Here is a 25,537-nt window from a genome sequence, read left to right as displayed (position 1 = left end):
AAGTGAACGAGATCATAAATGCATTTTTCGAAGCAATACACTTGCTGGTAACTCTGGATCCAGAAGTTATTGAAATAACCCTGCGAACACTCTACATTTCCCTAACCTCCACGATTATCGCTGCTTTAATTGCAGTTCCCGTAGGAGGATACATACACTTTCGTAAGTTTCGGGGGAAAAGAACCCTGATTAACATCATACAGACCCTTTACAGCATGCCCACTGTTCTGGTAGGCCTCCTGGTTTTCCTGTTAATATCCAACCAGGGACCATTAGGCGACCTGCACCTACTTTTTACGCCCGGAGGGATGATAATGGGCCAAACCATACTTGTACTTCCCATTATAGCTGGTTTCACAATCCTGGCATTAAGTGGGGTTAAAGATGAAATCAGGGACCTGTCATTATCTTTAGGGGCCAGCGAATTTCAGGCTATTCAAACCATTATGCACGAAGCCAAATACGCCCTATTAGGAGCCCTTATCCTGGGATTTGGCAGGGCCCTATCTGAAGTAGGAGTGGCAATGATGATAGGAGGAAACATAAGAGGCTACACCAGAGTTATAACCACCACCATGTCTCTGGAAACATCAAAAGGAAACGTAGAGCTATCCATAGCCCTAGGAATCATTCTGCTCATTCTGGCCCTAATCATAAATCTAGTACTAAACTACGTCCAGGAGAAATAAAATGAATCTGCTGGAAATTCAAAATCTATCAAAAAAATACGACGGAAAAAATATATTAGAAGATATTAATCTTTATTTAGAAAAAGGGAGTACCCTGGGACTTATCGGCCCCACAGGGTGTGGTAAAACCACCCTTTTACGTATAATTGACCTTATTGAAACCCCATCTTCTGGAAAGATTATCTTCAATGGTCAGGAAATTCCTAAAACAAAAAAGGAACGTATTGATGTTAGAAGAAAGATTGGAATGGTCTTCCAGAAACCAATTGTATTTAAGGGAACTGTTTATGAGAACATAGGTTATGGTTTGAAGATCAGGGGGGAAAACAAGGATTCTTACCAGGAAAAAATTAAATACCTTTTAGAATCATTGGGTCTTTCTGGTTATGAAGATCGGTATGCATCCACCCTTTCTGGGGGTGAAACTCAGAGAATGGCCCTGGCAAGGGCTCTAGTTACTGATCCTGAGCTTTTACTTTTAGATGAACCCACTGCCAACCTGGATCCCCAGTCCACTGAGAAAATTGAGAATTTCATGGAAAACCTACGGGATGAAGGGGAAACCACGATTATCATAGCCACCCATAACCTGATACAGGGTCAGCACCTGTCTGATGAAATTGCCATACTTAATAAGAAGATATTCCAGATTGGTAAGCCAGAAGAGGTTTTCAGAAAACCCAAAAGTAGATTTGTGGCTGATTTTGTGGGGGTGAAGAATGTGAAGAAGGGAAGTTCCCGTAGGGTGGAAGAGGGCCTGGCCTTGATCAATACTGGAACCTTACATGTTTATTCATCAGCATCACTGGAAGGAGATGTTTACATGAGCATAAGACCAGAAGACATAACCATTTCCCAATTAAAAGTCGAAACCAGCGCTCTTAACGAATTTAATGGAGAAATAAAAGAAATAAAGGATTCTGGAGGTATTCTGGATCTTAAAATTGATGTGGGTGAAGTTTTCTCAGTTTTTATGACTCGAAAATCCTTTGCTGATATGGGGCTGACCATAGGTTCCAAGGTATGGTTACAATTTAAAGCCTCAGCAGTGAATGTTTTCCAAGTTTAAAACCTGAAATCTAATTTTTTTTATTTTAAATGTTTTTATAATATTAAATAGTTTTTAATGATGGTATATTGATTTAATACAGGAAGTTTTATTGTTTTAATAGAATCAAGTAGTGTCAGTGTATCCCTGAGGAGTTTAATGAAATCAGGGCATTAAGTTGAGTGGGTAAGATCAATGTGGATGTGATTAAAAATAATAAAGGAAGTTAGGAATTGATTTAAATGAGGGTAAATGTTAATTTCTTTTAACTGCCTTCAGTTCCCCATCTACTTCTTCCACAAAAAGGATCACTTGGTCCTTTACCGGGCATGGTTTTACTGATTTATTTTCATCATTCCAGATGATCCCAGTGGTCACCCTCCGACCATCTGTGGTGTAAATATCATCAATCCCCGCATCCAGCAAGGTCTGAGCAGTTTGTGGCCCAACTAATTCCCTTATGGTCCCGATCTTTAAAAAACGACCATCATTTGAGGTTAATGCAAGTCCCAATCCTGCCATGGAACCAATCACACCATCTTCAGTCCCTCCCAGCCCTTCTAAACGTATGCCTAAATTTTTGGCCAGGGTGCGGGCTTTTTCCTGGGTTAAGACCGTAGACTGTGCATCTTTTCCATAGGCAATCAGGGATGGTTTTATCTGTTCATGGTTGGCCACTGATAGTCCAGGGTCACTGCCCTCAATGAAGTCGTTGAGCATCTCTTCCCGGGCTATTTCAAAAATTTCGTCCAGATGTTGGTAACCATCTGCAATAATGTGAATAACCCCACAGCTATTGTGGGAAGTGTAGGGAATGTCCGGGTGGACGTATAACTGGTGTCTGGTAACTCCCCTAACCGGATAAGTTTTGGCCAGTTCAGCTGCAACAGCCCGAGCCAGCCTACCAGTCCCACGTGAGTTTAAATTGTCTGTGTCATCCATGCATACGAATATTGTCATTATATTAAAACTCCTAAATTGCACTACTTCGACATGATAACTTATACATTTCATATTCTTAAAGATTTTCTAAAAAATTCTAAACATAGCTTTAACTGATTTACTCAAGTACTACTATAAACTAAATTTCACCCGATTTGATGCAAATTAATCATTATGATAATTTTTCAAGAAGATAAGGATAATTGGGAAATAAAAAGATTAAATTATATTATAAACAGCCATTATTACTAAAGATGCATATCAGCTAAAAAAAATTTTAAAATTGAAAAATTAGTTTAAAAAACAATTTAAAGTATTTTAAGATATTATTAAATCTAATTCTCAATTTTTTAAATTATATAACTGGCAAAAATTTAAAAAAATACGTAATTAGCAATTAATTCCAATGAATATGAAACTATAAATATATGAGATGCAAATTTATGCATATCTATGAAAGAAATTTTGTAGAAAAAATGGAGGTGATACAATTTGAAAAGATATATTTTTCTGGCACTTAGTTGTCTATTGACTCTTATCTTATGTGGAACTGTTGTTGCTGCTGAGATGCCAGATAACAACTACGCTAACCTAGAGGTTTCTAATGACCAAGGTGCTAGAATTGATACTTATGGAAATGAAACATACGACTACTTTTGTGGTGAAGGTTCAGGAGGGCTTAATTCACTGAAAATAAACAATATCTCTGGCAGTACTACTGCAGAAATTACAACTACATCAGAACAGTCCGGAACATTCTATATAGTCACTACCGGGGGACAGGGCCGTGTGGATAATGGTATTCTGATGTTGGCAGTTAACGGAACCATACCCGACAATTTCCAGGTTCAAATCAAAGCCAGTGGCTACACATGGACACCCGCATCAGGTTTTGTTCCAGAACAAGGAGATCTTACCTACAAGCCATCAACTCTGGATGAAACTTTTTACAAATCTGATTTCCTTTACGACTCACAGATATGGAGACCATATTACCAGTCTAATTATCCCATATTCGAAAAACAGGACATGACCGATAGTGCCAATACATTCCACATCATGCTAATTGACCTCTACTCCGGAATTCTGGTTGGATCCAATTATGCTTCTTTAATAGATAATGGAGCTATAAAAATCCAATATACTTTCCAGGATCTACCTGTGGGCACATTAGCAGCTTTTAATGCCTATGGTTTTTCAACCACACCAGAATCAGGTCAGGTGACTGGTAGTGTACAGTGGACTAACAAGTTAAATAAAGCAACTCAAACTGCCACTGGTGTTTCTGGATACTTCGTGACTGGAACCACAGAACCACCGGTACAACCAGTAGCTAGCTTCAATGCCAACCCAACAAACGGGAACACACCACTCAACGTACAATTCACAGACACATCAACCGGAACCATCACCAACTACGCCTGGGACTTCAACAACGACGGAACAACCGACAGCACCCAACAGAATCCTAGTTGGGTTTTCAATACTGCCGGCACCTACACCGTCAAACTAACAGTAACAGGCCCAGGGGGCAGTGCTAGCGATGTTAAAAGTAATTACATTACGGTTACCGAACCAACTCCAGACACAACTCCCCCGACCGTGACTGCTAACCCTACTGGTGGAAATTACAACACTCCCCAAAATGTGGCTTTAACCGCCAACGAACCAGCAACCATCTACTACACTACTAATGGTTCTGATCCAACACCTGCCAGTACCCAATACAACGGAGCAATCCCTATTTCAACCACAACCACCTTGAAATTCATGGCAGTTGATACCGCTGGAAATCAGGGAAATATCCAATCTGAGACCTACAACATCAAATCTGATGTCTACGTGCAGATCACTCCATCCATCAACAACCCCCAAATTGGTGACAAAGTAACCTATACCTTCAAATTAGGTAACAACGGACCAGGAGACGCCAGTAATATATTATTCACCTACGTGATCCCAGAAGGACTAGAATACTCAGGCGCAAACGTGGACCAGGGTACAGTGAACTACGATGAAACAACAAGAACCATAACCTGGACCGTTGGAGATGTAGCAGCAAATGTTGACCCTTACCTATGGCTTGACCTGAACATACTAAGCACTGGGGCTTACAACATACTGCCCACCGTTACTGTAGGCAGTTACAACCCAGGATTAATCAACAACATTGGATCTCTACTGGTTACTGCATCAAAAAAATCTAATACCATTAATGCAGCAACTACCACCAGTATTCAGACTACATCCAATGTTCAAGCAGGAACCGTGCCTATGCAAAGTACTGGAATACCCCTAGCTGGACTAGTTCTTGGTATTCTCTGTATTGGAAGTGGTATAACCCTAAGTAGAAAAAAATAATTTCCACAACTTTCTTTTTTTTACTTTCTTTTTTTAGAAACATTATCTTAAATTTCAGTAATCATCAAGATTTATTGCTAATTTTGAGAAATAATCAAAAAAATGAAATAATTAAAAAAAATAAGGAATTTTTGAGAAACCCATTATCTAATAAATAAATTGAAAAAAGGGATTATATTATCTTCTTTTTTCCCAGTGAATATCCAACAACAATCAGAACTCCGATCCCTACTAGAGCAACAACAGCATAGGTACTCGTGGGGACGTCATTGTTTTCAGAGTCTTTGGTGGAATTGAAAACTTCATAAGATTTTGGAGGGGTTTGCTGTGGTAAATTCAGGGGATTGTTGCCACTGGTATTGTTCTCTTTAAGTTTATCCACAACCAAACTTGTTTTTGATGGGTTTACAGTAGTGATTGGAACTTTAGTGACAGTACTCCCTGTTGTTTCAGTATTATTTTCCCCATTTTCAATTTCCACAGTGGTGCTTTTAATCTTTATCTGGGATTGAGCAGATTTCAGTGGTAATTGTCCAGAACTATTAGTGACGCTTAAAAATGCCCCATTAGCAGTGAGTGTTCTACCAGCTGCTTCAGGTAGAACTTCAGCAGTCACGGTTAATGTTTTTTTCCCACCGTCCTTGGAAGTCATTCTCAGGTTATCCACTTGCCACACCCCAGTGCTTACATCGTAGAGATTTTTAGTGGTCCCAGTGGCACTGCTCATGAACTTCAAACCTGATGGTAGAGGTGCTGAAATAGTTATATCGCTCAAATCACCAGGACCAGTATTAGTGATGGCAACTGTCAAGCTTATCTGTTCACCTACCTCTGCGGATGCTGTGTTAAAAGAAACAGCAATGTTTGCACCGGCAAAAGCACATCCTGCCGTTGATGCGATCAGTATAAAACTCATTAAAATGGCCAACGTTAACTTACCCATATTCATATAAAATCCCTCATTAACATTTGTCTTCCTTTTTAACCAATGAATGGAAAATAATGATTTAATAGACCCATTTTTTCAGTATATAATACTCAAACTAATTCCATGATTTGGATTGGAAAGTCGTCAACTGACAGAAATAGTTTTAACGATATGTACATATATACGTATCTGATTAAGTTGGCAGTGGGACACTTAAAACACTCCAACAATCATATTAGTTAATTTTAAATTATTAAAGTATATAGATAAAAAAATAATAGATAAAATATAGAAAATAAAGATTTTTATCATTATTTAGAGCGTGAAAAGTATCATCCAACAATGAGAATGATTAAAATGATCAATACCCCCAATCATTAGTGCCAAAGGATTATCGGCATGTTGACATAACAGTATTTATTAACAGCATTAATTGGATTTATTACCAATATGAGAGGGAAAATCCATGCATATCTTAGCTAAAGCTAACTATAACTACCATTTATACCCAAACAGTCCTTATTGAGTGTTATCCTTTACCAACCAGTTTTGATGGTACCAGAGTTTTGAAGATTTTTTTTTAGGAAAATTTTTATTTACGATAGTGATATGAGTATATATGCATATCAATGAATACTATGATCAATTAGTCAAATTTTAATCAGCGTACACCATTAGGTTTTCAAAGAACAACAAAAATTCAATTAAAAATTTTATGCCTTAAAGGGGAGAAATAACCTTTAATATCCTGTTTGAGAGGTTTTTATGAATAAAAAAATAATGATAGTTATAGTGATATTGTTAATCACTGTTGTTGGTCTAACTTTGAATACCAGTACTTTGAATACGGGTTCTGGTAATCAGACTCAGATCACTGATATGCTGGGCCGTAATGTGCAAGTTCCCACCAATGTTAGTCGAGTGGCATCTTTTTCTTACTCAACCACGGTTCAGATATACATGCTGGCCCCTGATAAGCTAATTGGATGGGATTCTAATCGAAGTGCAGCACAAAACAGGTTCATGCCCCACCAGTATCAGACACTCCCAGTATTAGGGGGCAGTAAAAAAGATGCTAATTATGAAAGTTTCATATCCATGAACCCTGATCTGGTTTTTGTGGGCCACGGAATTACCGTGGAGGATGTGAATGACATGCAACAGAAGTTGGGAGTTATTCCCCTTCTGGATGTGGAGGGAGATAACAATCTAACCAACATTGACTCGTCAATAAATTTCGTTGGAAAAACAGTGGGTGAGTCAAAAAAAGCCAGTGAACTGGTGTCCTTCCATCAGAAAATGCTAAGTGAAGTAAAAAGCAAAACTGCTTCCATACCTGAAGGTGAGAAAAAACGTGTTTATTACTCCCGGGACAGTACCGGTCTTATGACCAACCCCTCTGGATCCTCCCACACCCAGCTCATAGACATGTGTGGGGGTATAAATGTTGCCCAGGTACCCATAACCAAGGGTAGTGTTGGGGTTTCCATTGAACAGGTCTTGAAATGGAATCCAGATGTTATAATTGCCAGTGATGAGACATTCTACCAGAAAATCTATTCAGACCCCCTCTGGCAAAATGTGAAAGCAGTTAAGGATAAACAGGTTTATTTAGTGCCGAATTCACCATTTAACTGGTTTGAAAACCCCCCCGGAGCTAACACCATTCTAGGAATTCCCTGGACCGCCAAAGTACTCTACCCCGACCGATTCAGTGACATGGACTTAAAGAGCATTACCCGGGAATTTTACTCCAATTTCTACCATTATAACCTGACTGATGAAGAATTAAACTCTATAATCACTTCATCAGGCTTGAAAACATGATAAGTGATGCTTGTGAATCAACCAGTTTGAATACATTGATTATTAAGGACTACAATGATAACTACCGTACTATTAAAAAAAATAAGATAGAACTAAGCATTTTAACAGGACAATAAATATCAGAGTGATACTGAATGTTCAAAACAAAAATCAAGGAGCATATCGCCGCCCACAACATATCCGTAACTATGATACTGTGCATACCTCTAATTATCCTATTTTTTCTCTCCTTTTTAGTTGGAAGGTACCCCATTGCACCCTATGATGTGGTAATTACCATGATTTCCAAGATAATACCCATTAACTCCACAGTCCCACCATCAATGGAAACGGTAATATTCCAAGTTAGATTACCCCGTATACTGGCTGCCATGTTAGTGGGAGCCGCTTTGTCCATTGCCGGAGCATCCTTCCAGGGATTATTTAAAAATCCACTGGTTGCACCGGATAAACTTGGTGTTTCTGCAGGTGCCGGTTTTGCTGCTGCTTTAGCCATACTATTCTCCTTGGGGACGATTTTAATCCAGGTTTTCTCTTTTTTTGGTGGTTTACTTGCAGTGGGACTCACCTACTTTATAAGTCGGACTTTTAAAGGAACCTCCATTCTCACCCTTATTTTATGTGGTATTGCCATTGAATCATTCTTCGGAGCCATGATTGCCCTTTCAAAATACGTTGCTGACCCCTACCAACAACTCCCCACCATTGTTTTCTGGCTTTTAGGGAGTTTTTCAGCAGTGACCCTGGAAAAACTGGTCATGATGGGGATACCGGTGATCATAGGAATAGTGATTCTTCTCCTTATCCGCTGGAGGATTAACGTTATTTCCATGGGTGAAGAGGAAGCCCAGACCATGGGGGTGGATACCAAAAAGTTACAGGCCATTATAATCTTATGCTGTACAGTGGTAACCGCTTCATCAGTTAGTATCTGCGGAATTATTGGTTGGATAGGTCTGGTTATACCCCATGTTACCCGGATGATTGTGGGGCCTGATCATAAAATTCTCCTGCCGGCCAGTGTGGTTACCGGCGCATTTTTCCTCCTGCTAATTGATGATGTTACCCGGACAGTCACCACAGTTGAAATCCCAATAGGAATACTCACCGCACTTATTGGAGTTCCGTTCTTTTTGTATCTTCTCCGGAAAAGTAAAGAGGTATGGGTATGAAGCCCATTATGGAGATAAAAGGTTGTTCATTTGCTTATGATAATAACGAAAATATTTTTGAGGATATAAATTTTAGTGTTTCCAGTGGAGATATTTTCTGTATTTTAGGTGCCAATGGTACCGGTAAAACTACCCTGATCAAATGTTTAACCGGTTTGATGAGTCCCCATTCTGGAGAGATCAATATTGATGGCCAGGATATGAATTCTTTTTCCCGTGCAGATCTGGCCAAGAAGATTGGTTACATCCCACAGATTCATAACTCCACATTTCCATTTACTGTCCTGGATGTGGTGTTAATGGGTAGGTCCCCCCACTTGGATATGTTTGAATCCCCCTCAGAAAAAGACTATGAGATTGCTCTTAAATCCCTTAAATCTCTCAATATAGAGCATATGAAGGATAAACCCTACACCGAGATAAGCGGGGGTGAACAGCAGCTGGTTTTCATTGCCAGGGTTTTGACCCAGGAACCGAGTATTCTTATTCTGGATGAACCCACATCACACCTTGATTTTGGTAATCAGATTAGAACCCTTAATATTATAAAACAGTTGGCCAGCAATGGACTTTCGGTGATAATGTCCTCCCATTTTCCGGATCATGCCTTTATTTCCGCCAATAAAGTGGCACTTATGGATGGGAAGAAATTCATGGCCATTGGTAAACCGGAAGATGTGATAACCACTGACAATATGAAACGGATCTATGGCATAGATGTCAAAGTAATGGATATTGGGAAAAGAATGGCTTGTATTCCGTAAAATCAATAATCGCTTAAAATAATGTTAATTTATTGAATGACCCCTGGAAAAAATTTAGTACCCCTAAAAAAATGGGTAAATATTCAACTACTTTTTCTGATTGTTACTAAAAAGTTTTTAGAAAAACTTCTTCCCACCCCAACATTTATATAATATGTTTTCCAACACTAAGTCATCGGAAGTATGTTTCCTTCTTCCGGTTTAACTTTATTGGAAAACCAAACAAGAGAGGTCAAAATGGTAAGAAAAATAGCTATATACGGTAAAGGTGGAATTGGAAAGTCAACAACGACTCAAAACACAGCATCAGCCATGGCACACTTTCACGATCAGAAAGTGATGATACACGGCTGTGACCCCAAAGCGGATAGTACAAGAATGATCCTTGGGGGAAAAATGCAGACAACCATGATGGACACCCTCCGGGAAGAGGGAGAAGAAGCCTGTATGGACCTGGACAAAATTATGTCCGTAGGTTACGAAGGAATAAAATGTGTTGAATCAGGAGGACCTGAACCTGGTGTTGGATGTGCAGGTAGGGGAGTTATAACTGCCATAACCATAATGGAACAGTTGAAAGTATATGAAGACAATGACTTTGTTTTCTTCGATGTTCTCGGGGATGTTGTGTGTGGAGGATTCGCAATGCCCATCAGAGACGGGAAAGCAGAAGAAATCTACGTGGTAGCCTCCGGAGAAATGATGGCACTGTACGCCGCCAACAACCTGTGTAAAGGTATGGTAAAATACGCAGAACAAAGCGGAGTAAGACTAGGCGGAATAATCTGTAACAGTCGAAACGTGGATGGTGAAAAAGAACTCCTGGAAGAATTCTGTAAACGTATTGGAACTCAACTAATATATTTCGTCCCCAGGGACAACATAGTGCAGAAAGCAGAGTTCAACAAAAGAACTGTAGTGGACTTTGATGAAGAATGTAACCAGGCCCATGAGTACGAGGAACTGGGTAGGAAAATTATTGAAAACAAAAATTTCGTAATTCCCAATCCAATGAGTATGGAAGAACTGGAAGAAATGGTTATGAAATATGGCCTAGTAGACTAAAAAGCCTATTAGACTAAAAAAGACCCCAGAAGTAAGTTGGAATGGTAATAAATAATCATAGAATTTAAAATTCAATAATTTAATGGTGATTAAGAAAATGAAAATGATTAGAGCAATTGTACGTCCAGATAAAACTGAAGAAGTTGTTGATTCATTATCCGAAGCTGGTTATGTGGCTTTAACCAAAATGGATGTCATTGGACGTGGAAAACAGAAGGGTATTCAGGTGGATAAAATCTACTACGATGAACTACCCAAAACCATGATTCTACTGGTTGCAGAAGACGATGCCACCCCCCAAATTGTTGAATTAATAAATGAATCTGCATTCACCGGGAGTTTTGGTGACGGTAAAATATTCGTAAGCCCCGTAGATGAAGCTTACACCGTGCGAACGCGCAGTAGTGAACTTTAACTTAATTTATGGAAATAAAAGTCGGTGCATTTAATGAAAGAAATAATCGCAATCATCCGCCCCAACAAAATGACTCAAACTAAGGACGTTCTAAACGCCCTTGGATTTCCGGCAATGACCGCACAGAGGGTAATGGGACGAGGAAAACAAAAAGCAATAATTGGAGAGGTATCCTTCGACATACAGAACGAAACCCTTCTAAAAGAGGAAGGTACCATGCGATACATACCTAAACGACTTATATCGCTAATTGTACCCGATGAAGATGTTTCTTTAATTGTTGAAGCCATTATGAGAGTTAACCAGACCGGACAAAACGGTGATGGTAAATTATTTGTATGCCCTTTAGATGAGGCAGTGAGGGTAAGAACGAATGAACGAGGGACTAAAGCCCTGATTTAGGTTCATATTAGATTATTGCTTAACAGGAGATAATAAGATAAAATTATTCAATTAAAAAAATAACGGAGAATTTAGCATTTTAGGAGAGTAAAAATGCCCTATGAACTTTTTGAAGTGGATAAAGAAATTCCAGATAGAAAAAAACATACCTATGTGAAAGACTCAGCTGATCCAACCGATGAAATCCCAAAATGTAATACAACCACCATCCCTGGATGTATGACAGAACGTGGATGTGCATTTGCAGGAGTTAAAGGTGTTATAACCGGAGCTGTAAAGGATGTGATCCATGTAGTCCATTCCCCAGTAGGATGTACCACATACGGTTGCGGAAGTAAAAGATATCCCACTTCACCGGATCTTCCCAATGGAGATAAAGTTCCCATTGACCAGTTTAACCTGAAATACATCATGGGAACTGATCTTAAAGAATCAGATGTGGTTTTCGGAGGGATGAAAAAACTCAGACAATCTATTCTGGAAGCTGCTAAAGAATTCCCATTCGTCAACGCTATATACACCTACGCCACATGTACCACAGGACTTATAGGGGATGATATGGATGCAGTGGCCAAAGAACTATCGGAAGAAATTGGAAAAGACGTAATTGCCTTCAATGCTCCAGGGTTTTCAGGGCCTACCCAGTCTAAAGGGCACCATGTGGGTAACTTAACCCTCTTCAACAAATTAGTTGGAACCAAAGAACCTCCTGAAACAACACCCTACGATATTAACCTCATAGGCGAATACAACATCGACGGAGACTTATGGGTCCTCGAGAAGTATTTTGACGAAATTGGAATTAAATTGCTCTCCAAATTCACTGGGGACTGCAGTCATGACGAAATTTGTTGGATGCACCAGGCTAAATTAAGTCTGGTGAGATGCCAGAGATCAGCCACCTACATTGCAGACTTAATCGAAGAAAAATATGGTATCCCCTACATTAAAGTGGACTTTTTTGGACCAAGATACTGTGCAGAGAACCTGATGACTGTGGCTAAACATTTTGGACTTGAAGAAAAGGCTGAAAAGTTAATCCAACAGGAAATGGCAGAAATACAGCCAAAATTAGATTTCTACAAGGAAAAACTTCAAGGCAAAAAAGTCTGGGTCTTTTCAGGAGGACCTAAAAATTGGCACCTTCCCGAACCATTAAAAGAACACCTAGGAATGGAAACTGTTGCCGTTTCAACCATGTTTGAACACGAAGATGGATATGAAAAGATCAAAGAACGTGTGGGTGAAGGAACCGTAATATTAGACGATCCCAACTCACTGGAACTGGAAGAAATCATCAAAGTCTACAAACCAGACATCATACTCTCAGGAATAAAAGAGAAATACATAGCCCATAAATTTGGAGTACCATGTGTATTAATCCATTCCTATGAAAATGGACCTTACATTGGGTTTGAAGGATTCATCAACCTGGCTCAAGATATATACGCATCAATTTATAATCCAGTGTGGAATATGCTGGAATTTGAAGAAACCCCAGAAGATGGAAAATTAAAAACAGAATCAGGAGTATCAAGTGAACAAAAAATAAGCTCAGAAAAAACAGGAAAGGAGGTCGTCTAATGAGCTGTGTCAATGTAATGAAAAGGGATCGAACTGCGGTGATCAATCCCCTGGTTACCTGTCAGCCCATGGGGGCCATGTATGCGATTTCAGGGATAACACATGGCCTTCCATTAGTCCACGGTTCTCAAGGATGCTCCACATTCGTCCGGTATTCATTCTCACGCCATTTTCGTGAACCATCAGAAATTGCGGTAACATCACTGCACGAAGACGCTGCTGTCTTCGGAGGAAGGAAAAACCTGATATCAGGTATCATAAATCTGGCAAGCAGGTTCAAACCCAGCGTGATAGGTGCCATAAGTACCTGTTCCAGTGAAATTATTGGGGATGACATGGAGGGTTTCATAAAAATAGCCCGGGAAGAACTGAAACAAAAAATGGGGACAACAGAAGCAGAAAAAATAAAAATCGTGCCCATAAGCACCCCTAGTTTTGTTGAAACCCATTTTAAAGGTTATGATAATGCAATTAAAGCTTTAGTCAATAACTTAGCTGAAGATCCTACCCATCCCAATGAAAAAATTAATATAATCCCCGGGATAGTGAACCCTGGAGATATCCGAGAAATAAAACATATTTTAAGCTTAATGGGAGTTGAAGGCATTGTACTTACCGATATCTCGGACCCATTTGATTCACCACTGCGACCTTCCGTAACTGAAACAAAACCATTTTATCCCAAAGGAGGGACCACTGTTGATGAAATATTTGATTCTTCAAACAGTCTGGGAACAATATCATTGTGTGGATATGCAGGTTCAGGTGCACAGTCACTGGAGAAAAAATACAATATCCCGGCTGCAGTGGGTCCTATACCCATAGGAGTTCAGAATACAGACCAGTTCATTCGGAATTTAAAGAAATTCACCAGCTTAGAGGTCCCTGATTCTATACTAGATGAAAGAGGACTGTTAATTGATTCAATGGCTGATCTCTCATCAAGGTATCTTTTCGGGAGAAAAGTGGCCATATTCGGAGACCCAGCCATAAGTGCGGGTATTGCCCGTTTTGTATGTGAACTGGGTATGATCCCCTCAGTGGTTTGTACTGGTGTTGAAAACCCAGAATTTATCAGCGAAATGGAAATAGTGGCCAAAGAATCTGATGAACCAGTTGATGTAATGATCGGAAGCGATCTGAGAGCTTTAGAAGTTCGATTGGAGGAAGATTCTGTGGACTTAATGATTGGACACTCTGATGGTAGATTATTTGCCAAACAACTAGATATTCCATTGATAAGAGTTGGGTATCCAGTATATGACCGAGTAGGTTATCATAGAATTCCTATTGTTGGATACAATGGTTCAGTAAACCTGATAGACAGGATAACCAATACCGTGTTTGAAAAATATTATGACCAAGAACACTGGAAATTACAACAGTGAAAAATCATTATATTTTTTTAAATTTTAAAAAAAAGGATAAATGTCTTAGAAATGATAAATGCAAATTAATGGTCATCTAATGCAAAATAAAAATAACTCAAACCAACAGGATTATGTAACAGAGGACGGAAAGATTTCATCCAATGATTTGACGAATATTAAAGTTTTGAAGGAATCTGAGATGAATATCAAGGTTCCTGAAATTCCATCGGAGATTATAAAGACTCTTAAATCTCGTAAAAAACACATGTGTGTTAAAAAAGATGGAACAAATTCAATTCCTTCCTGTAATGAGGCTAGCGTTCCAGGAATGGTCACCCAACGATCCTGCGTCTATGGTGGGGCCAGAGTGGTTTTAATGCCCATTACTGACGCCATTCACTTGGTACACGGCCCACTGGGATGTGCCTCCTGTACATGGGATATTCGGGGAACCCGTTCTTCTGGTTGTGAACTTTACCGTAATGGGTTCTCCACTGATCTACAAGAAAGAGATATTGTATTTGGAGGGGAGAAAAAACTTTTGGAGACTATAATAGAGTTGAACCAGATTTTTGAGCCTGCTGCCATTTTCGTCTATGCCACTTGTGTGGTAGGATTAATTGGAGATGATCTTAAAAGGGTTTGCGGTGAGGCAGGAAAAATCACAGGTTCAAGAGTTATACCTGTTCAATCAGAAGGTTTCCGGAGTGTTAACAAATCTTTGGGCCATCAACTGGCATGTGACGCCCTCCTTGAGTATCTTATTGGAACAGAACCTCCTCAAAATAAAGGAAATGTAAACAGAAAGGAAGTAAAAGACCATAACTCAGATCATTGCCTGAATATCCTGGGAGAATTCAATGTTGCTGGAGATTTCTGGGCAATTAAACCACTTCTGGAAAAAATAGGTGTTTCCATACAGGCTGTGGTAACTGGAGATTCTACAGTTGAAGAAATAGCCCAGGCCAATTTAGCCCAGTTAAACCTGGTACAGTGCCAAAAATCATCTCGTTACCTGGCAGATGCCATGGAAGAACTCTACAACATTCCCCAGATAAGAGTGAACTTTTTCGGAGTGGAAGAAACCTCATCATCATTAATGGCCATTGCTAAATTTTTCAATGACCCCCAAATGATAGAAACAGTTGAAAAAATTATTGAAACAGAAACAGAAACTGTGGAAGAGTCTATTGCCCCATATCGTCAACGTTTAAGTGGTAAAAAAGTAGCAGTATACGTGGGTGGTAATAAGGCCTGGTCCCTTATACGTGCATTTGAGGAACTGGGAATGGAAGTTTTACTGACTGGAACTCAGAACGGCCTTCCTGAAGATTATCAACGTATCAAAGAAACTGTACGGGATGGAACACTAGTTGTGGATGATGCCAATGCCATGGAACTAGCCCGACTCCTAGGCAAATATAAACCCGATTTACTGGTTTCTGGAGCCAAAGAAAAGTACCTATCACTGAAAATGAGAATTGCCTTTTGTGACTTCAATCATGACCGTATCAGCGCTTTTGCTGGTTTTAAAGGGTTTTTAAACTTCGCCCGTGAAGTGGATCGTGCAGTTTCCAGTCCAGTATGGAATCACTCCCCTCAAATTAAACCACCAGCTAAACCTGACATTTTAACTGCCAAATCTATAGGGAAGAAACCCAGAAAGGAGGTGACTGAGATTGTACAAGGCTCATGATAACCACAATAACGATTCATTTCATGATGAATCTGGATGTGAAAAAAAGTCTGAACCCCCTTATCAGAAAAAATTTGCAGTGGTTAATCCCTGCACGATGTGCCAGCCTATGGGTGCAGTTCAAGCACTTCTGGGTATTGAAGGTGCCATGCCCCTCATTCATGGTTCACAAGGATGCAGTACTTACATGCGCTTTCAGCTATGCCGTCATTTCAGGGAACCAATTAACGTGTCATCAACTTCTTTAAGTGAAGGCACAGTAGTTTATGGTGGTGAAAAAAACCTTATAAAAGCATTGGAGACCATTAAAATACAGTACAATCCCGCTTTGATTGGCGTTACTTCCAGTTGCCTTACTGAAACCATTGGCGATGATGTTGAAGGAATAATAAAGAAATTCCGTGAATCTTATCTCAAAAATCAGGGCGAGGAATTCCCGCCCATAGTGTCCATTTCCACTCCCAGTTACAGTGGTTCTCATGTGGAAGGTTATGATAAAACCATTGTTTCACTCCTAAGGAATCTCACCTTACCCCCTAAAAGTGAAGAAAAACATAACGTGATTAACATTATCCCCGGGAATTTGTCCCCTGCAGATGTGGAAGAAGTTAAAGAAATCATCAAATTAATGGAATTAAATAGCATTATCCTTACTGACACTTCCGAGTCACTTAATGCACCTCTTACTGGTTCTGTAGAATTTTTACCTTCCAGAGGAACAACTTTAGATGAAATCAGACGGGCTGCTAATTCAAAAATTACCTTAACCCTCTCCAAACATGCAGATTCGGGAGGAAAGTTATTGAACAAAAGATTTGGTGTACCCCATACCATATTATCCCTCCCAGTGGGGCTGAAAAACACCGATAGGTTCATTGAAACTCTTTCCTCCCTTAAATATGTTGAGACCATCCCATCCATACTGGAACGCGATCGTGGGAGATTGTTGGATGGAATGGTTGATTCACAGACCTATACTCATGGACGGAAAGTAGCCATCTATGGAGACCCTGACCTGGTCTCAGGTTTGGTTAGTTTTGTGGTTGAAATGGGTATGGAGCCATCCATTATTGCTACCGGGACTAAAAGTAACCAGTTCCAGGAAGATATCAGCAAGATCACCTCAAAAACAAGTCATGACCCCGTGGTGGTCAATGGTGGGGATCTCTATGATCTGCACCAACAGGTTAAAAAAACAGGAGCAGATCTGTTAATGGGAAACTCTTACGGAGGCCGTATAGCTGTTGCTGAAAATATACCCCTCTTTAGAGTAGGATTCCCTATATTTGATCGAGTGGGTGCTCAGAGAATCTGTATTTTAGGTTATAAAGGTGGTTTAAGTCTTTTAGATCAGTTAACAAACACTATAATCCAGCATTATTATGATGAAACGGGTTACGAATTATTAAATTAAATGGAATAGATTAAATGGAAATAATGGGCTAAGAAACCTAACAGAGGGATAAAAAGGCATGATCAATATCATATTGGATGAAAAACTTTGCATTGGTTCAAAGTGTTCTAAATGTGCGTATGTATGTCCCAGTAATGTTTTCACCACCAGAGATGATGGTGTAAAAGTAACATCCCCTCTTTACTGTAAAATGTGTAAGGAATGTTTAGAAATATGTCCCAAAACAGCAATTACGATAAATATATAGAAAGATGAGGCTGAATAAAGTGAATAAAAAAATAAGGGGAAACATAGTGGATTAATGTTAAAAAAACCAATGCCCTGGAGGATTAAATGAAGATTGCAGTTGCCTCTAGCGATGGTGAAAAAGTAGACCAGCACTTTGGACAGGCCGAGCACTTCCTCATCTTCCAGATGGGAAAAAGTGGTCTTGAATTTGTAGAATTAAGGGAAAAAAATAAAAACCCCATTTACGATCATGAATATCGCTGGAAAAGAGGTTTAGAAATCCTGAAAGATTGTAAAGTAATATTTTGCAGAAGAATTGGTAACGAACCCCGTCAAAAATTACAGGAAATTGGAATTGAAGTAGTAGAATCTAAAAATAAGACCATAAATAATGCAATAACAAGTTATCTTACTTCAGTTATCCGGGAAATAAAATCGAATAGTAATGTGGAGGAATAAAATGCCCAAAATAGAGATTGATCATACAAAATGTGATGGAAAAGAATGTGCAGAATGTGTGGATTCCTGCCCGATGTCCATTTTTAAGCTGGAAAATGATGGAATAGCTGTTGGATCAGGAGCCGAATGTACTCTATGTGAACTGTGCCAGGACTTGTGTCCTTCTTCAGCCATAAATATAAGCGAATGAACCTTTGAATACCTGATTTATCTTTATTTTTTAATATTTTTAAATAATCTCACCTTACAAAGCGCAACGTGGATATTTAGATTACAAAAAAAGAAAAAATGATTCTTTTGGAAAAATCTTTAAAAAAAATTGAATTATTAAATTTGAATATTAATATTTAAAAATTCGAAGATAACAAGAGAATAGATATTATGAGGGAAGTTTTAACCACATGTACAGCTGACTGTCCTGGAACGTGCAGTATAATTGCACAAGTAGAAAATGGAAGGGTAACTAAACTCCAAGGGAACTCTGAACATGAAATTACGCGTGGTTTTATTTGTGGAAACACCAGAAGTTATTTAAAAAAAAGTTTTTACAGTAAGAGAAGAATATTGCACCCACTGAAGAAGGAAGATGGAGAATGGATCAGGATAAGCTGGGATGAAGCCCTGGATGTAACTGCCGACAAAATAAGAAATGCTTGTAATAATTACGGGAGCCAGTCCATTCTTTACTATCAAGGATATGGGGCCAGAACTGCCCTCAGAATCATAAATCGCCGTTTTTTTAACCTGTTAGGTGGTGTCTCTACCCTTTACGGATCAATTTGTGGAGGAACAGGTCAGGCAGGTCAAGAAATGGATATGGGGGTGAGAATTTCACACGACCCTACCGATCACCTTAACAGCAATGTTATATTGATATGGGGAAGGAATCCAGCGGTTACTGATATTCACTTGTGGAAAATCCTTCTTCAAGCACGAAAAAAAGGTGCTAAGCTAGTAACAATTGACCCCGTCACCAGCGAAACAGCTAAAAGATCAGACATGCACCTACAACCTGCCCCAGGATCTGATGGATTTTTAGCAATGGCCATGGCAATAATACTATTAAAAGATGGATCTTCCGATAAAGAATTCATAACCAGCCATACTAAATATTTCAAGGATTACATTGAGTTTTTGAATGAGTACAGCCTGAATGAACTTTCCAAGATAACTGATGTTCCCTTAAATGAATTATATGAGATCACAAGATGGTACGCAACAGGTAATCCCAGCAGTATAATTTTAGGTTGGGGATTGCAGCGTTACCAGCAAAGCCATCTAACTTTCCGTTTCATCGATGCACTGGCAGCCATTACTGGAAATATAGGTAAAAGTGGTGGGGGTGTAAGCCATGGTTTTGATGAATATGGATATTTTGACCATCGGTATGCCCTTGATGCCCAGGCACCTAATCAAAGGAAAATTACCATACCCATCGCCGGTAAATCTATTCTCCAAATGAAAGATCCGCCTATTAAACTTATCTTCATCACTGCAGGAAATCCATTGGCCATGTTGGCAAACTCATCCCTCGTGAAAAAAGCGTTTCAAAGTGTTGATGATGTTATAATGGTAGATCATTTCCTAAATGACACTGCAGATGTAGCAAACCTCTTTTTACCTGCAACCACTTTTTTGGAAGATGAAGATCTGGTGGGAAGTTATGGTCATAACTGGATATCACCCTTGAATCCTGTGATTGAGCCTCTTGGTGAATCTAGATCGGAGTTAAGGATATTACAAGAATTATCAACAAAATTAGGTTTTAAAGATGAAATGGGTGGATCACCACGTGACTGGCTGAGTAAACTGGCAAACCCTATAATCGATGCTGGAATACCTTTGGAAGAACTCCTAAGAAAGCCCCATAGATTCCCTTCAGCCCCAATTACCCCATTTACAGATGGCAAGTTCAAAACTGAATCAGGAAAATATGAATTCCCAGGAAAACTGAACATTAAAAATGGAAACATGACATTGAACATAAATTTCAGACAAAATGATGAATTTAACCTTCGTTTATTATCAGTCAGCCCCCGAGAATGGATAGGCTCAGAGATACCTGAAAATGAACACAAAAATGGTGTTTTATCAGTACAGGTGCATCCTAAAATTCTAAAAGAAAGAAATATTGAAGAAAATGAAGAAATTTGGTTAGAATCTCAGCAAGGAAAACTTTTAGTTAAAGCTGAAAAGAACGCTACCCTGAGAACTGACTATGTTCTCACCAACAGGGGAGGGTGGAATAAGTACAATAAATGTGTGAACATCTTAACACCGGATTTAATAAGTGATTGTGGAAATGGCGCTCCATACTACGAAACATTTGTTAAGATGAAGAAAAAAAGGTGAAATTTTTTTAAAAAAAATAAAGTTCCAACAGCCCCATGACCACTAAAAAAACTAACGTTAATTCTCAACTACTAAAAAAAATAGGTGTAAACATGAATAAAGTTAAATACTCACAGAGAGATTGTAAAGACCAGGAAAAAATTGAAAAATTCCTAAAAGAGAGTAGAACCGGTGTGATCGCAATGAATGGTGATGATTACCCCTACGCAGTTCCAGTGAACTTCGTGTGGTATGAAGGTTACATTTTTTTCCATGGAATGGGTTCTGGTAAAAAGGTGGACATCCTCTGTGAAGAACCACCAGTGTCTTTCACAGTTTATGAAGAAATTGGAACAGTAACTGATCCTATGCCCTGCCATGCTGATACTTCTTACATGAGCGTCATGCTTTTTGGAAAAATAGAAAAAGTTGTTGATTTTGACATAGCAGCCACAGCTCTTTGGAAACTGGTGGAAAAGTACCTGCCAAACTACTACAAAAAACCATTGACTGCTAGTTTCATTGAAAATTACAAATCTTCAATGGATAACAACACAACTTCAGTATTTAAATTAACTCCTGAAGATATAACGGCCAAGGAAAATCAGGCCGAAGAAAGTGAGCTCTTTAAAAATTAATAAAAGTTTTAAAGAAATTATTACTAGAATTTCAACTACTTTTCAAAATGCAACACTCATTCACCGGTGAGTGTATATTTTTAATTTTTATATTATGGTTTTGGGTGATTTTTTAAACCAGTTTATCCCGATGTTGAATGTGAATTGATAAAATTTTAAGCCTCTTGGATTTTTTTGGGCTTGATAAAAGATTCTGTTTCTATTTTTAGAACTTGAAAGATGTACAGTTCCCGAGATATACAGTTTAATAAAAAAAGCACACTAGAGCAATTAACCCACTTCAAACATCAGTAAAAAAAAATGAAAAAATAAAAAAAATAAGCCACGTGGGCTTATTTAGATGCGGTTTTTATTTCCATTACCCGTTCCATGAGTTTTTCCAGTATTTCCCGGTCAGAGAGAAGATCTGAGTTTACCACTTTCCTCATCCTGATGGGTACACCTTCCATACGATAGGCTGTTCCAGCGGTTTCCATTCCCACAATAGCAGGAGGTAGGATGACATCAGCCAGTTCAGTGGTTGGGGTTCGGTGTGGTTCAATGGCTATAACTGGAATTTCAGCCATACGTCGCAGGGACTTCTGTGGGAAGTGTGCTCCAGGGTCGGATGCGATAACCATCATGGCATCGGTTTCCTTGCTCTGGAGTAGGTCGTTTGATCCTGTTTCTCCAGGGTTGTACCTTGGTATTCCAGTGGCAAAGTCAATACAGTATGGGTATCCGCTTTCCCAGGTAGCAACCTGGTTAAATCCAGTTACATTGTAGTGTCCCCTCATGGGTATGAGAGTGAATTTACCAAAGTTGTTCAGGTCCTGGACCATCATAATGGCAGTGTCAATGTTCCTGTGTTTTCCCCGGCTGTGGGTGATTCCCATTCCAAAGAAGAGAATACCAAACTGGGCTTTTTTAAGGAGTTCCACTACTGCTTCAATGTCTTCTCTGGGTACTCCTGCTACTTCGTCGTAGAGGATTTCATGGCCCATCATGGCTGCTCTCATTGCATCCAGTAGTTCGTAATCCTGGTTGTACCCTACCTGAATGTGAATGTCAGCCAGTTTTGATGAATCACTTTCTCGGGGGTCCACTACGATTAATTTTCTGTCGGATCGGCCCCTTTCTCTGAAGAATCCCCTGGCAAATACATGCCGGGAGAGGTGGCGGGGGTGGGCGTGCATGGGGTTGCATCCCCAATATACTACCACATCGGCACGGTTTTTAACTTCTCCAAAAGTACAGATAGGGTATCCTACGTCCTGCAGAGCAAGTACTGATGGTCCGTGGCATACAGATGCGGTGTTGTCCACAACAGCCTTGGTATTTTCAGCTAGTGCCATACCTGCTGCCTGAGCGTCACAGTCAGTACAGCTCCAGCCGTACATTAATGGTCGTTTTGATTTAGCCAGGACTTGAGCAGCCCTTTCAATGGCTTCTTCGTAGGTTGTTGCCACGAGTTCGCCGTTTTCATCCCTTACTTGGGGTTGTTTCCAGCGCATTGCACCTTCGGCATGGACAAATTTACTGTGTCCGATCCGGCAGGCGTTTATGGTTCCGACGATTTCGTCGCCTTCCACTTTACAGATGATATCGTCACATAGTGTTCCACAGAAGGGGCACACCACGTTTTTTACGAGTTCCAAAATTATCCCTCCATTCTAGGGAGCTATGTGGGCATTACCTGCTACTGCAGCGTAAATAATTCCACTAGCTCCTTTGATTGCGTAGTCTCCTTTAAATTTGTAGAATGCTCCGGGTATGACTTCCCCTTCAACTTCGATGTCCTTTTCAACACCAAGGTATTCGAAGCCAGCCAGGAATTCGTCGATTATTCCTTTGATCACTATTGTTCCGCCTGCCATCTCCCCTCCGGCTCGGGCTATGACGTTCCCTTCAATGATCAGGACTCCGTTGTTCATATGGATTCCGGGCATGATACTAACGTCACCTTTGACAATTAGTTTACCGCCGTTCATGTATTCAGCGATTTCACTTTTGGCGTTTCCGTGGATGGTGATTTTACCCCCACTCATACCTCTCCAGTCTCCCCTGTATGATGCACCTACATAGTCACCTGCATCTCCCAGGATCTCCAGTTCTCCGCCTCTCATGTTCTGTCCGGCCCATCCATTGGCATTTCCTTCCACAGTGATTAATCCACCTTCCATCTCAGCACCAACATACATGTTGACGTTGCCTTTGACGGTAATTTCACCGGCGGTCATTCCCTGCCCTATGCGTTTGGTCTGGGAAACATCACCATCAATGAGGATTTTGGTTTCAGCGGCTGTGGCACCTGCTTCTCCTTCCACTTCGAAGAAGTCAGCTAATGGTACTTGGCCGTTACCATGCAAAATAGGGATGTTTTTGATTTCATCAATGGTTTTACCAGCTAATGAATCTGGGGTTATTGTATCAATTTCTATAGGTACTTCTGGCTGTTCTTTTGGTGTCAATGTGATCATTGCATCACCCCCTTAATTGGAGCGGAGTGTGGCAGATAGTCGTCCTGCACCGGGTAGTTTGCGAAGTTTACAGAGTAGTACTGTTTAAATGTTTTTTCCACGTTGGCCACTACTTCGTTGTAGATGGTTTCATCCACACTGGTGTCTACCCAGTAGCTACGTCCGCGTAGTGTTGGGTTGGTCACAGTTCCGTCTTTGACCACGATTTGACCGTCTTTCAAAGTGTATGCTGCGTGTTGCATTGCAGATTCCAGTGTACGGTAGTCCACAGATGGGTCCTGTGTTTCTGGGTTGTAGTTGTAGATAGATACGTCAGCATCAGCTCCTACTCCAAGGTGTCCTTTGGTATCTGATAGACCCAGGACTTTGGCTGGTGTGGATCTGGTTATCTGTGCGATTTCCAGGAAGCTGTATTCACGGTCAAGAGTAGCTACGCTACTTTTCCTCTGAGCCCATTTGTGGAGTTCTCCATCAATGAGGTCTTTTCTTGCTTTGTTACTCATTAACCAGCTGATTACTCTTGGGTATCTGGTGAATGGTCCTGCGTTTGGACTGTCAGTGGTTAGGCAGACTTTTCCAGCATCTTTGGTTAACAGGAATAGTTCCATACCTACAGCCCATTGTAGGGCTGGTACTGGTGCCCGTGCTGCGTAGATGAATGGTACAAGTCCTGAACCAGTTTCAAGTTCTACATCACAGTTAGCCCATTTTAAACCGTTTAAGCTGTGCAGATCGAATTCCATTGGCCCGTCTGCGGTCATGGTGGTAGTTTCATCCAGGGTGACCTGCCCTACATCGAATACTATGTGGTCATTTTTGTTGATGTAGTCAGCGATGGTTGGCGCCTCAGATACCACATCTCTCCAGCTAGTTCCTCCGTAACTGTGGAACTGCACGTGAGTTGCGTAGAGTACTGCGTCACGGCTTCCGGTTTGTGGGTTGGCTTTGATTCCCTTTGGCACGTCAAATGATGCCAGGGTGGTTTCGAAGTTTCCAGGGTGCCCCAGGTCGTTACAGTGGAGGTGTATGGCGTGGGGTAGTCCCAGCATTTCGTTAACTTCTGCCAGACCTCTGATTATATCGAATGATTCGATGTCGAAGTATGGTGTTGGGTCGTGTATTCCGTGTACGTTTCCTCCCCAAGCCCAGGCTTCGGTTCCTCCAGGGTTTACGATTTTTATGGTGTAACCTTTGGTGGCTTTTAAGAGCCATGAGGTGTAGGCTGCACATCCATCGATGTCCCCGTCTTTTAAGTATTGCATTACGAACCAGTTGTTCCCGAATAATGGGTAGGCTGCGTGGTCAATGATGGGTGTGTCATGGAATTCTTCGTGGGTGTGTCTGGCTAGTAATGGTGGCATTGCTGCTTCCATTGCGGTGGTGTAACCCATTTGTGCGTATCTTTGACCGGTCATGAAGGTTGATGGAACTGAGAATCCACTTCCTGCTCTTCCTCCAGATTGTCCGGCTTCAACATCTTTTTTACTATCCTCAGGACGGTACATTCGGCCTACGTTGACCTTTGCACCGGCAATGTGAGTGTGAGGATCGATTCCACCAGGCATTACAATTTGGCCTGATGCATCTATCACATTTGCATCTGAACTTACCTGTTCCACAATTTTTCCGTCTTTGATGCAGATATCCATTTTTTCTCCATCAACGCCGTTTTGTGGACAGTAAACAAATCCATTTTTGATTATGTGTTCCAAGGAAAATCCTCCTTATTATTGGTTTATGATGGT

23 protein-coding genes are annotated in these 25,537 nt (G+C 40.3%); 18 read left to right on the top strand and 5 right to left on the bottom strand.

What is annotated here, in order from left to right:
* Positions 1 to 2: 2 nt before the first annotated feature.
* Positions 3 to 689 carry an ABC transporter permease gene (locus BK009_RS10545; protein WP_100909551.1) on the top strand — a complete coding sequence of 229 codons (687 nt, stop codon included), beginning with the start codon at positions 3 to 5 and terminating at the stop codon, positions 687 to 689.
* 1 nt (position 690) lies between these two features.
* Positions 691 to 1,758 (top strand): ABC transporter ATP-binding protein, encoded by a 1,068-nt coding sequence (locus BK009_RS10540; protein ID WP_100909550.1) that lies wholly within the window; start codon positions 691 to 693, stop codon positions 1,756 to 1,758.
* 234 nt (positions 1,759 to 1,992) lie between these two features.
* On the opposite strand, the gene BK009_RS10535 is transcribed toward BK009_RS10540, so the two are convergent.
* On the bottom strand, positions 1,993 to 2,697 hold the full coding sequence (locus BK009_RS10535) for an ABC transporter substrate-binding protein (RefSeq protein ID WP_100909549.1): 705 nt from the start codon (positions 2,695 to 2,697) through the stop codon (positions 1,993 to 1,995).
* 474 nt (positions 2,698 to 3,171) lie between these two features.
* Here BK009_RS10535 and BK009_RS10530 point away from each other — a divergent pair, with 474 nt between their 5' ends.
* Positions 3,172 to 5,040 carry a chitobiase/beta-hexosaminidase C-terminal domain-containing protein gene (locus BK009_RS10530; protein WP_211290134.1) on the top strand — a complete coding sequence of 623 codons (1,869 nt, stop codon included), beginning with the start codon at positions 3,172 to 3,174 and terminating at the stop codon, positions 5,038 to 5,040.
* Positions 5,041 to 5,212: 172 nt separating this feature from the next.
* On the opposite strand, the gene BK009_RS10525 is transcribed toward BK009_RS10530, so the two are convergent.
* Positions 5,213 to 5,989, bottom strand: a complete 777-nt coding sequence (locus tag BK009_RS10525; protein WP_100909548.1) for a DUF11 domain-containing protein — start codon at positions 5,987 to 5,989, stop codon at positions 5,213 to 5,215.
* Between the two features lie 744 nt (positions 5,990 to 6,733).
* Here BK009_RS10525 and BK009_RS10520 point away from each other — a divergent pair.
* The 15 genes from BK009_RS10520 to BK009_RS10450 all read left to right on the top strand — a co-directional run bounded on the left by BK009_RS10520 (position 6,734) and on the right by BK009_RS10450 (position 21,333).
* On the top strand, positions 6,734 to 7,795 hold the full coding sequence (locus tag BK009_RS10520; RefSeq protein WP_100909547.1) for an ABC transporter substrate-binding protein: 1,062 nt from the start codon (positions 6,734 to 6,736) through the stop codon (positions 7,793 to 7,795).
* A gap of 134 nt (positions 7,796 to 7,929) precedes the next feature.
* Positions 7,930 to 8,967 (top strand): FecCD family ABC transporter permease, encoded by a 1,038-nt coding sequence (locus tag BK009_RS10515; RefSeq protein ID WP_100905069.1) that lies wholly within the window; start codon positions 7,930 to 7,932, stop codon positions 8,965 to 8,967.
* Complete coding sequence (locus tag BK009_RS10510) at positions 8,964 to 9,731, top strand: ABC transporter ATP-binding protein (protein WP_100907302.1); 768 nt, start codon at positions 8,964 to 8,966, stop codon at positions 9,729 to 9,731. The genes BK009_RS10515 and BK009_RS10510 overlap by 4 nt, the downstream gene beginning before the upstream one ends.
* Positions 9,732 to 9,968: 237 nt before the next feature.
* Positions 9,969 to 10,796, top strand: coding sequence for a nitrogenase iron protein (gene nifH / locus BK009_RS10505; RefSeq protein ID WP_100907301.1), 828 nt, complete (start codon positions 9,969 to 9,971; stop codon positions 10,794 to 10,796).
* A 97-nt stretch (positions 10,797 to 10,893) separates the two neighbouring features.
* A complete protein-coding gene (locus BK009_RS10500; RefSeq protein WP_100905072.1) occupies positions 10,894 to 11,211 on the top strand; it encodes a P-II family nitrogen regulator in 318 nt (105 codons plus the stop codon).
* A gap of 33 nt (positions 11,212 to 11,244) precedes the next feature.
* Positions 11,245 to 11,613 (top strand): P-II family nitrogen regulator, encoded by a 369-nt coding sequence (locus BK009_RS10495; protein WP_100907300.1) that lies wholly within the window; start codon positions 11,245 to 11,247, stop codon positions 11,611 to 11,613.
* 93 nt (positions 11,614 to 11,706) lie between these two features.
* Positions 11,707 to 13,197, top strand: coding sequence for a nitrogenase subunit alpha (locus tag BK009_RS10490; RefSeq protein WP_100907299.1), 1,491 nt, complete (start codon positions 11,707 to 11,709; stop codon positions 13,195 to 13,197).
* On the top strand, positions 13,197 to 14,585 hold the full coding sequence (locus tag BK009_RS10485; protein WP_100907298.1) for a nitrogenase component 1: 1,389 nt from the start codon (positions 13,197 to 13,199) through the stop codon (positions 14,583 to 14,585). Before BK009_RS10490 ends, BK009_RS10485 begins: the two co-directional genes overlap by 1 nt.
* A 79-nt stretch (positions 14,586 to 14,664) precedes the next feature.
* Positions 14,665 to 16,263, top strand: coding sequence for a nitrogenase iron-molybdenum cofactor biosynthesis protein NifE (gene nifE, locus BK009_RS10480; protein ID WP_100907297.1), 1,599 nt, complete (start codon positions 14,665 to 14,667; stop codon positions 16,261 to 16,263).
* Positions 16,247 to 17,677, top strand: coding sequence for a nitrogenase iron-molybdenum cofactor biosynthesis protein NifN (gene nifN / locus BK009_RS10475; RefSeq protein ID WP_232728094.1), 1,431 nt, complete (start codon positions 16,247 to 16,249; stop codon positions 17,675 to 17,677). Before nifE ends, nifN begins: the two co-directional genes overlap by 17 nt.
* A 58-nt stretch (positions 17,678 to 17,735) precedes the next feature.
* Entirely contained in the window at positions 17,736 to 17,924 is a 189-nt protein-coding gene (locus tag BK009_RS10470; protein WP_100907296.1) for a 4Fe-4S dicluster domain-containing protein, read from the top strand.
* A gap of 86 nt (positions 17,925 to 18,010) precedes the next feature.
* On the top strand, positions 18,011 to 18,364 hold the full coding sequence (locus BK009_RS10465; RefSeq protein WP_100905078.1) for a NifB/NifX family molybdenum-iron cluster-binding protein: 354 nt from the start codon (positions 18,011 to 18,013) through the stop codon (positions 18,362 to 18,364).
* Position 18,365: 1 nt separating this feature from the next.
* The gene (locus tag BK009_RS10460) at positions 18,366 to 18,554 is read left to right on the top strand and encodes a 4Fe-4S dicluster domain-containing protein (RefSeq protein WP_100905079.1); all 189 of its coding nucleotides are present in this window, start codon (positions 18,366 to 18,368) and stop codon (positions 18,552 to 18,554) included.
* Between the two features lie 191 nt (positions 18,555 to 18,745).
* Positions 18,746 to 20,716, top strand: a complete 1,971-nt coding sequence (locus BK009_RS10455; RefSeq protein ID WP_100909546.1) for a molybdopterin-dependent oxidoreductase — start codon at positions 18,746 to 18,748, stop codon at positions 20,714 to 20,716.
* Between the two features lie 92 nt (positions 20,717 to 20,808).
* Positions 20,809 to 21,333, top strand: coding sequence for a pyridoxamine 5'-phosphate oxidase family protein (locus tag BK009_RS10450; RefSeq protein ID WP_100907294.1), 525 nt, complete (start codon positions 20,809 to 20,811; stop codon positions 21,331 to 21,333).
* Positions 21,334 to 21,665: 332 nt separating this feature from the next.
* Here the strand turns inward: BK009_RS10450 and BK009_RS10445 are convergent, their stop codons facing one another.
* From BK009_RS10445 to fwdA, 3 genes are read right to left on the bottom strand one after another with little or no spacing between them, the layout of a single operon-like run.
* On the bottom strand, positions 21,666 to 22,973 hold the full coding sequence (locus BK009_RS10445; RefSeq protein ID WP_249030932.1) for a formylmethanofuran dehydrogenase subunit B: 1,308 nt from the start codon (positions 22,971 to 22,973) through the stop codon (positions 21,666 to 21,668).
* 12 nt (positions 22,974 to 22,985) lie between these two features.
* Positions 22,986 to 23,792: a formylmethanofuran dehydrogenase subunit C gene (locus tag BK009_RS10440; protein ID WP_100907292.1), complete on the bottom strand. Its 807-nt coding sequence runs from the start codon at positions 23,790 to 23,792 to the stop codon at positions 22,986 to 22,988.
* A complete protein-coding gene (gene fwdA / locus BK009_RS10435; RefSeq protein ID WP_100907291.1) occupies positions 23,789 to 25,504 on the bottom strand; it encodes a tungsten-dependent formylmethanofuran dehydrogenase subunit FwdA in 1,716 nt (571 codons plus the stop codon). Before fwdA ends, BK009_RS10440 begins: the two co-directional genes overlap by 4 nt.
* Between the last annotated feature and the right edge of the window lie 33 nt (positions 25,505 to 25,537).

This window comes from Methanobacterium subterraneum, assembly GCF_002813695.1.
GTDB classification, from domain to species: Archaea; Methanobacteriota; Methanobacteria; order Methanobacteriales; family Methanobacteriaceae; genus Methanobacterium; species Methanobacterium subterraneum.
This window is presented reverse-complemented; position numbering and strand designations above follow the sequence as displayed.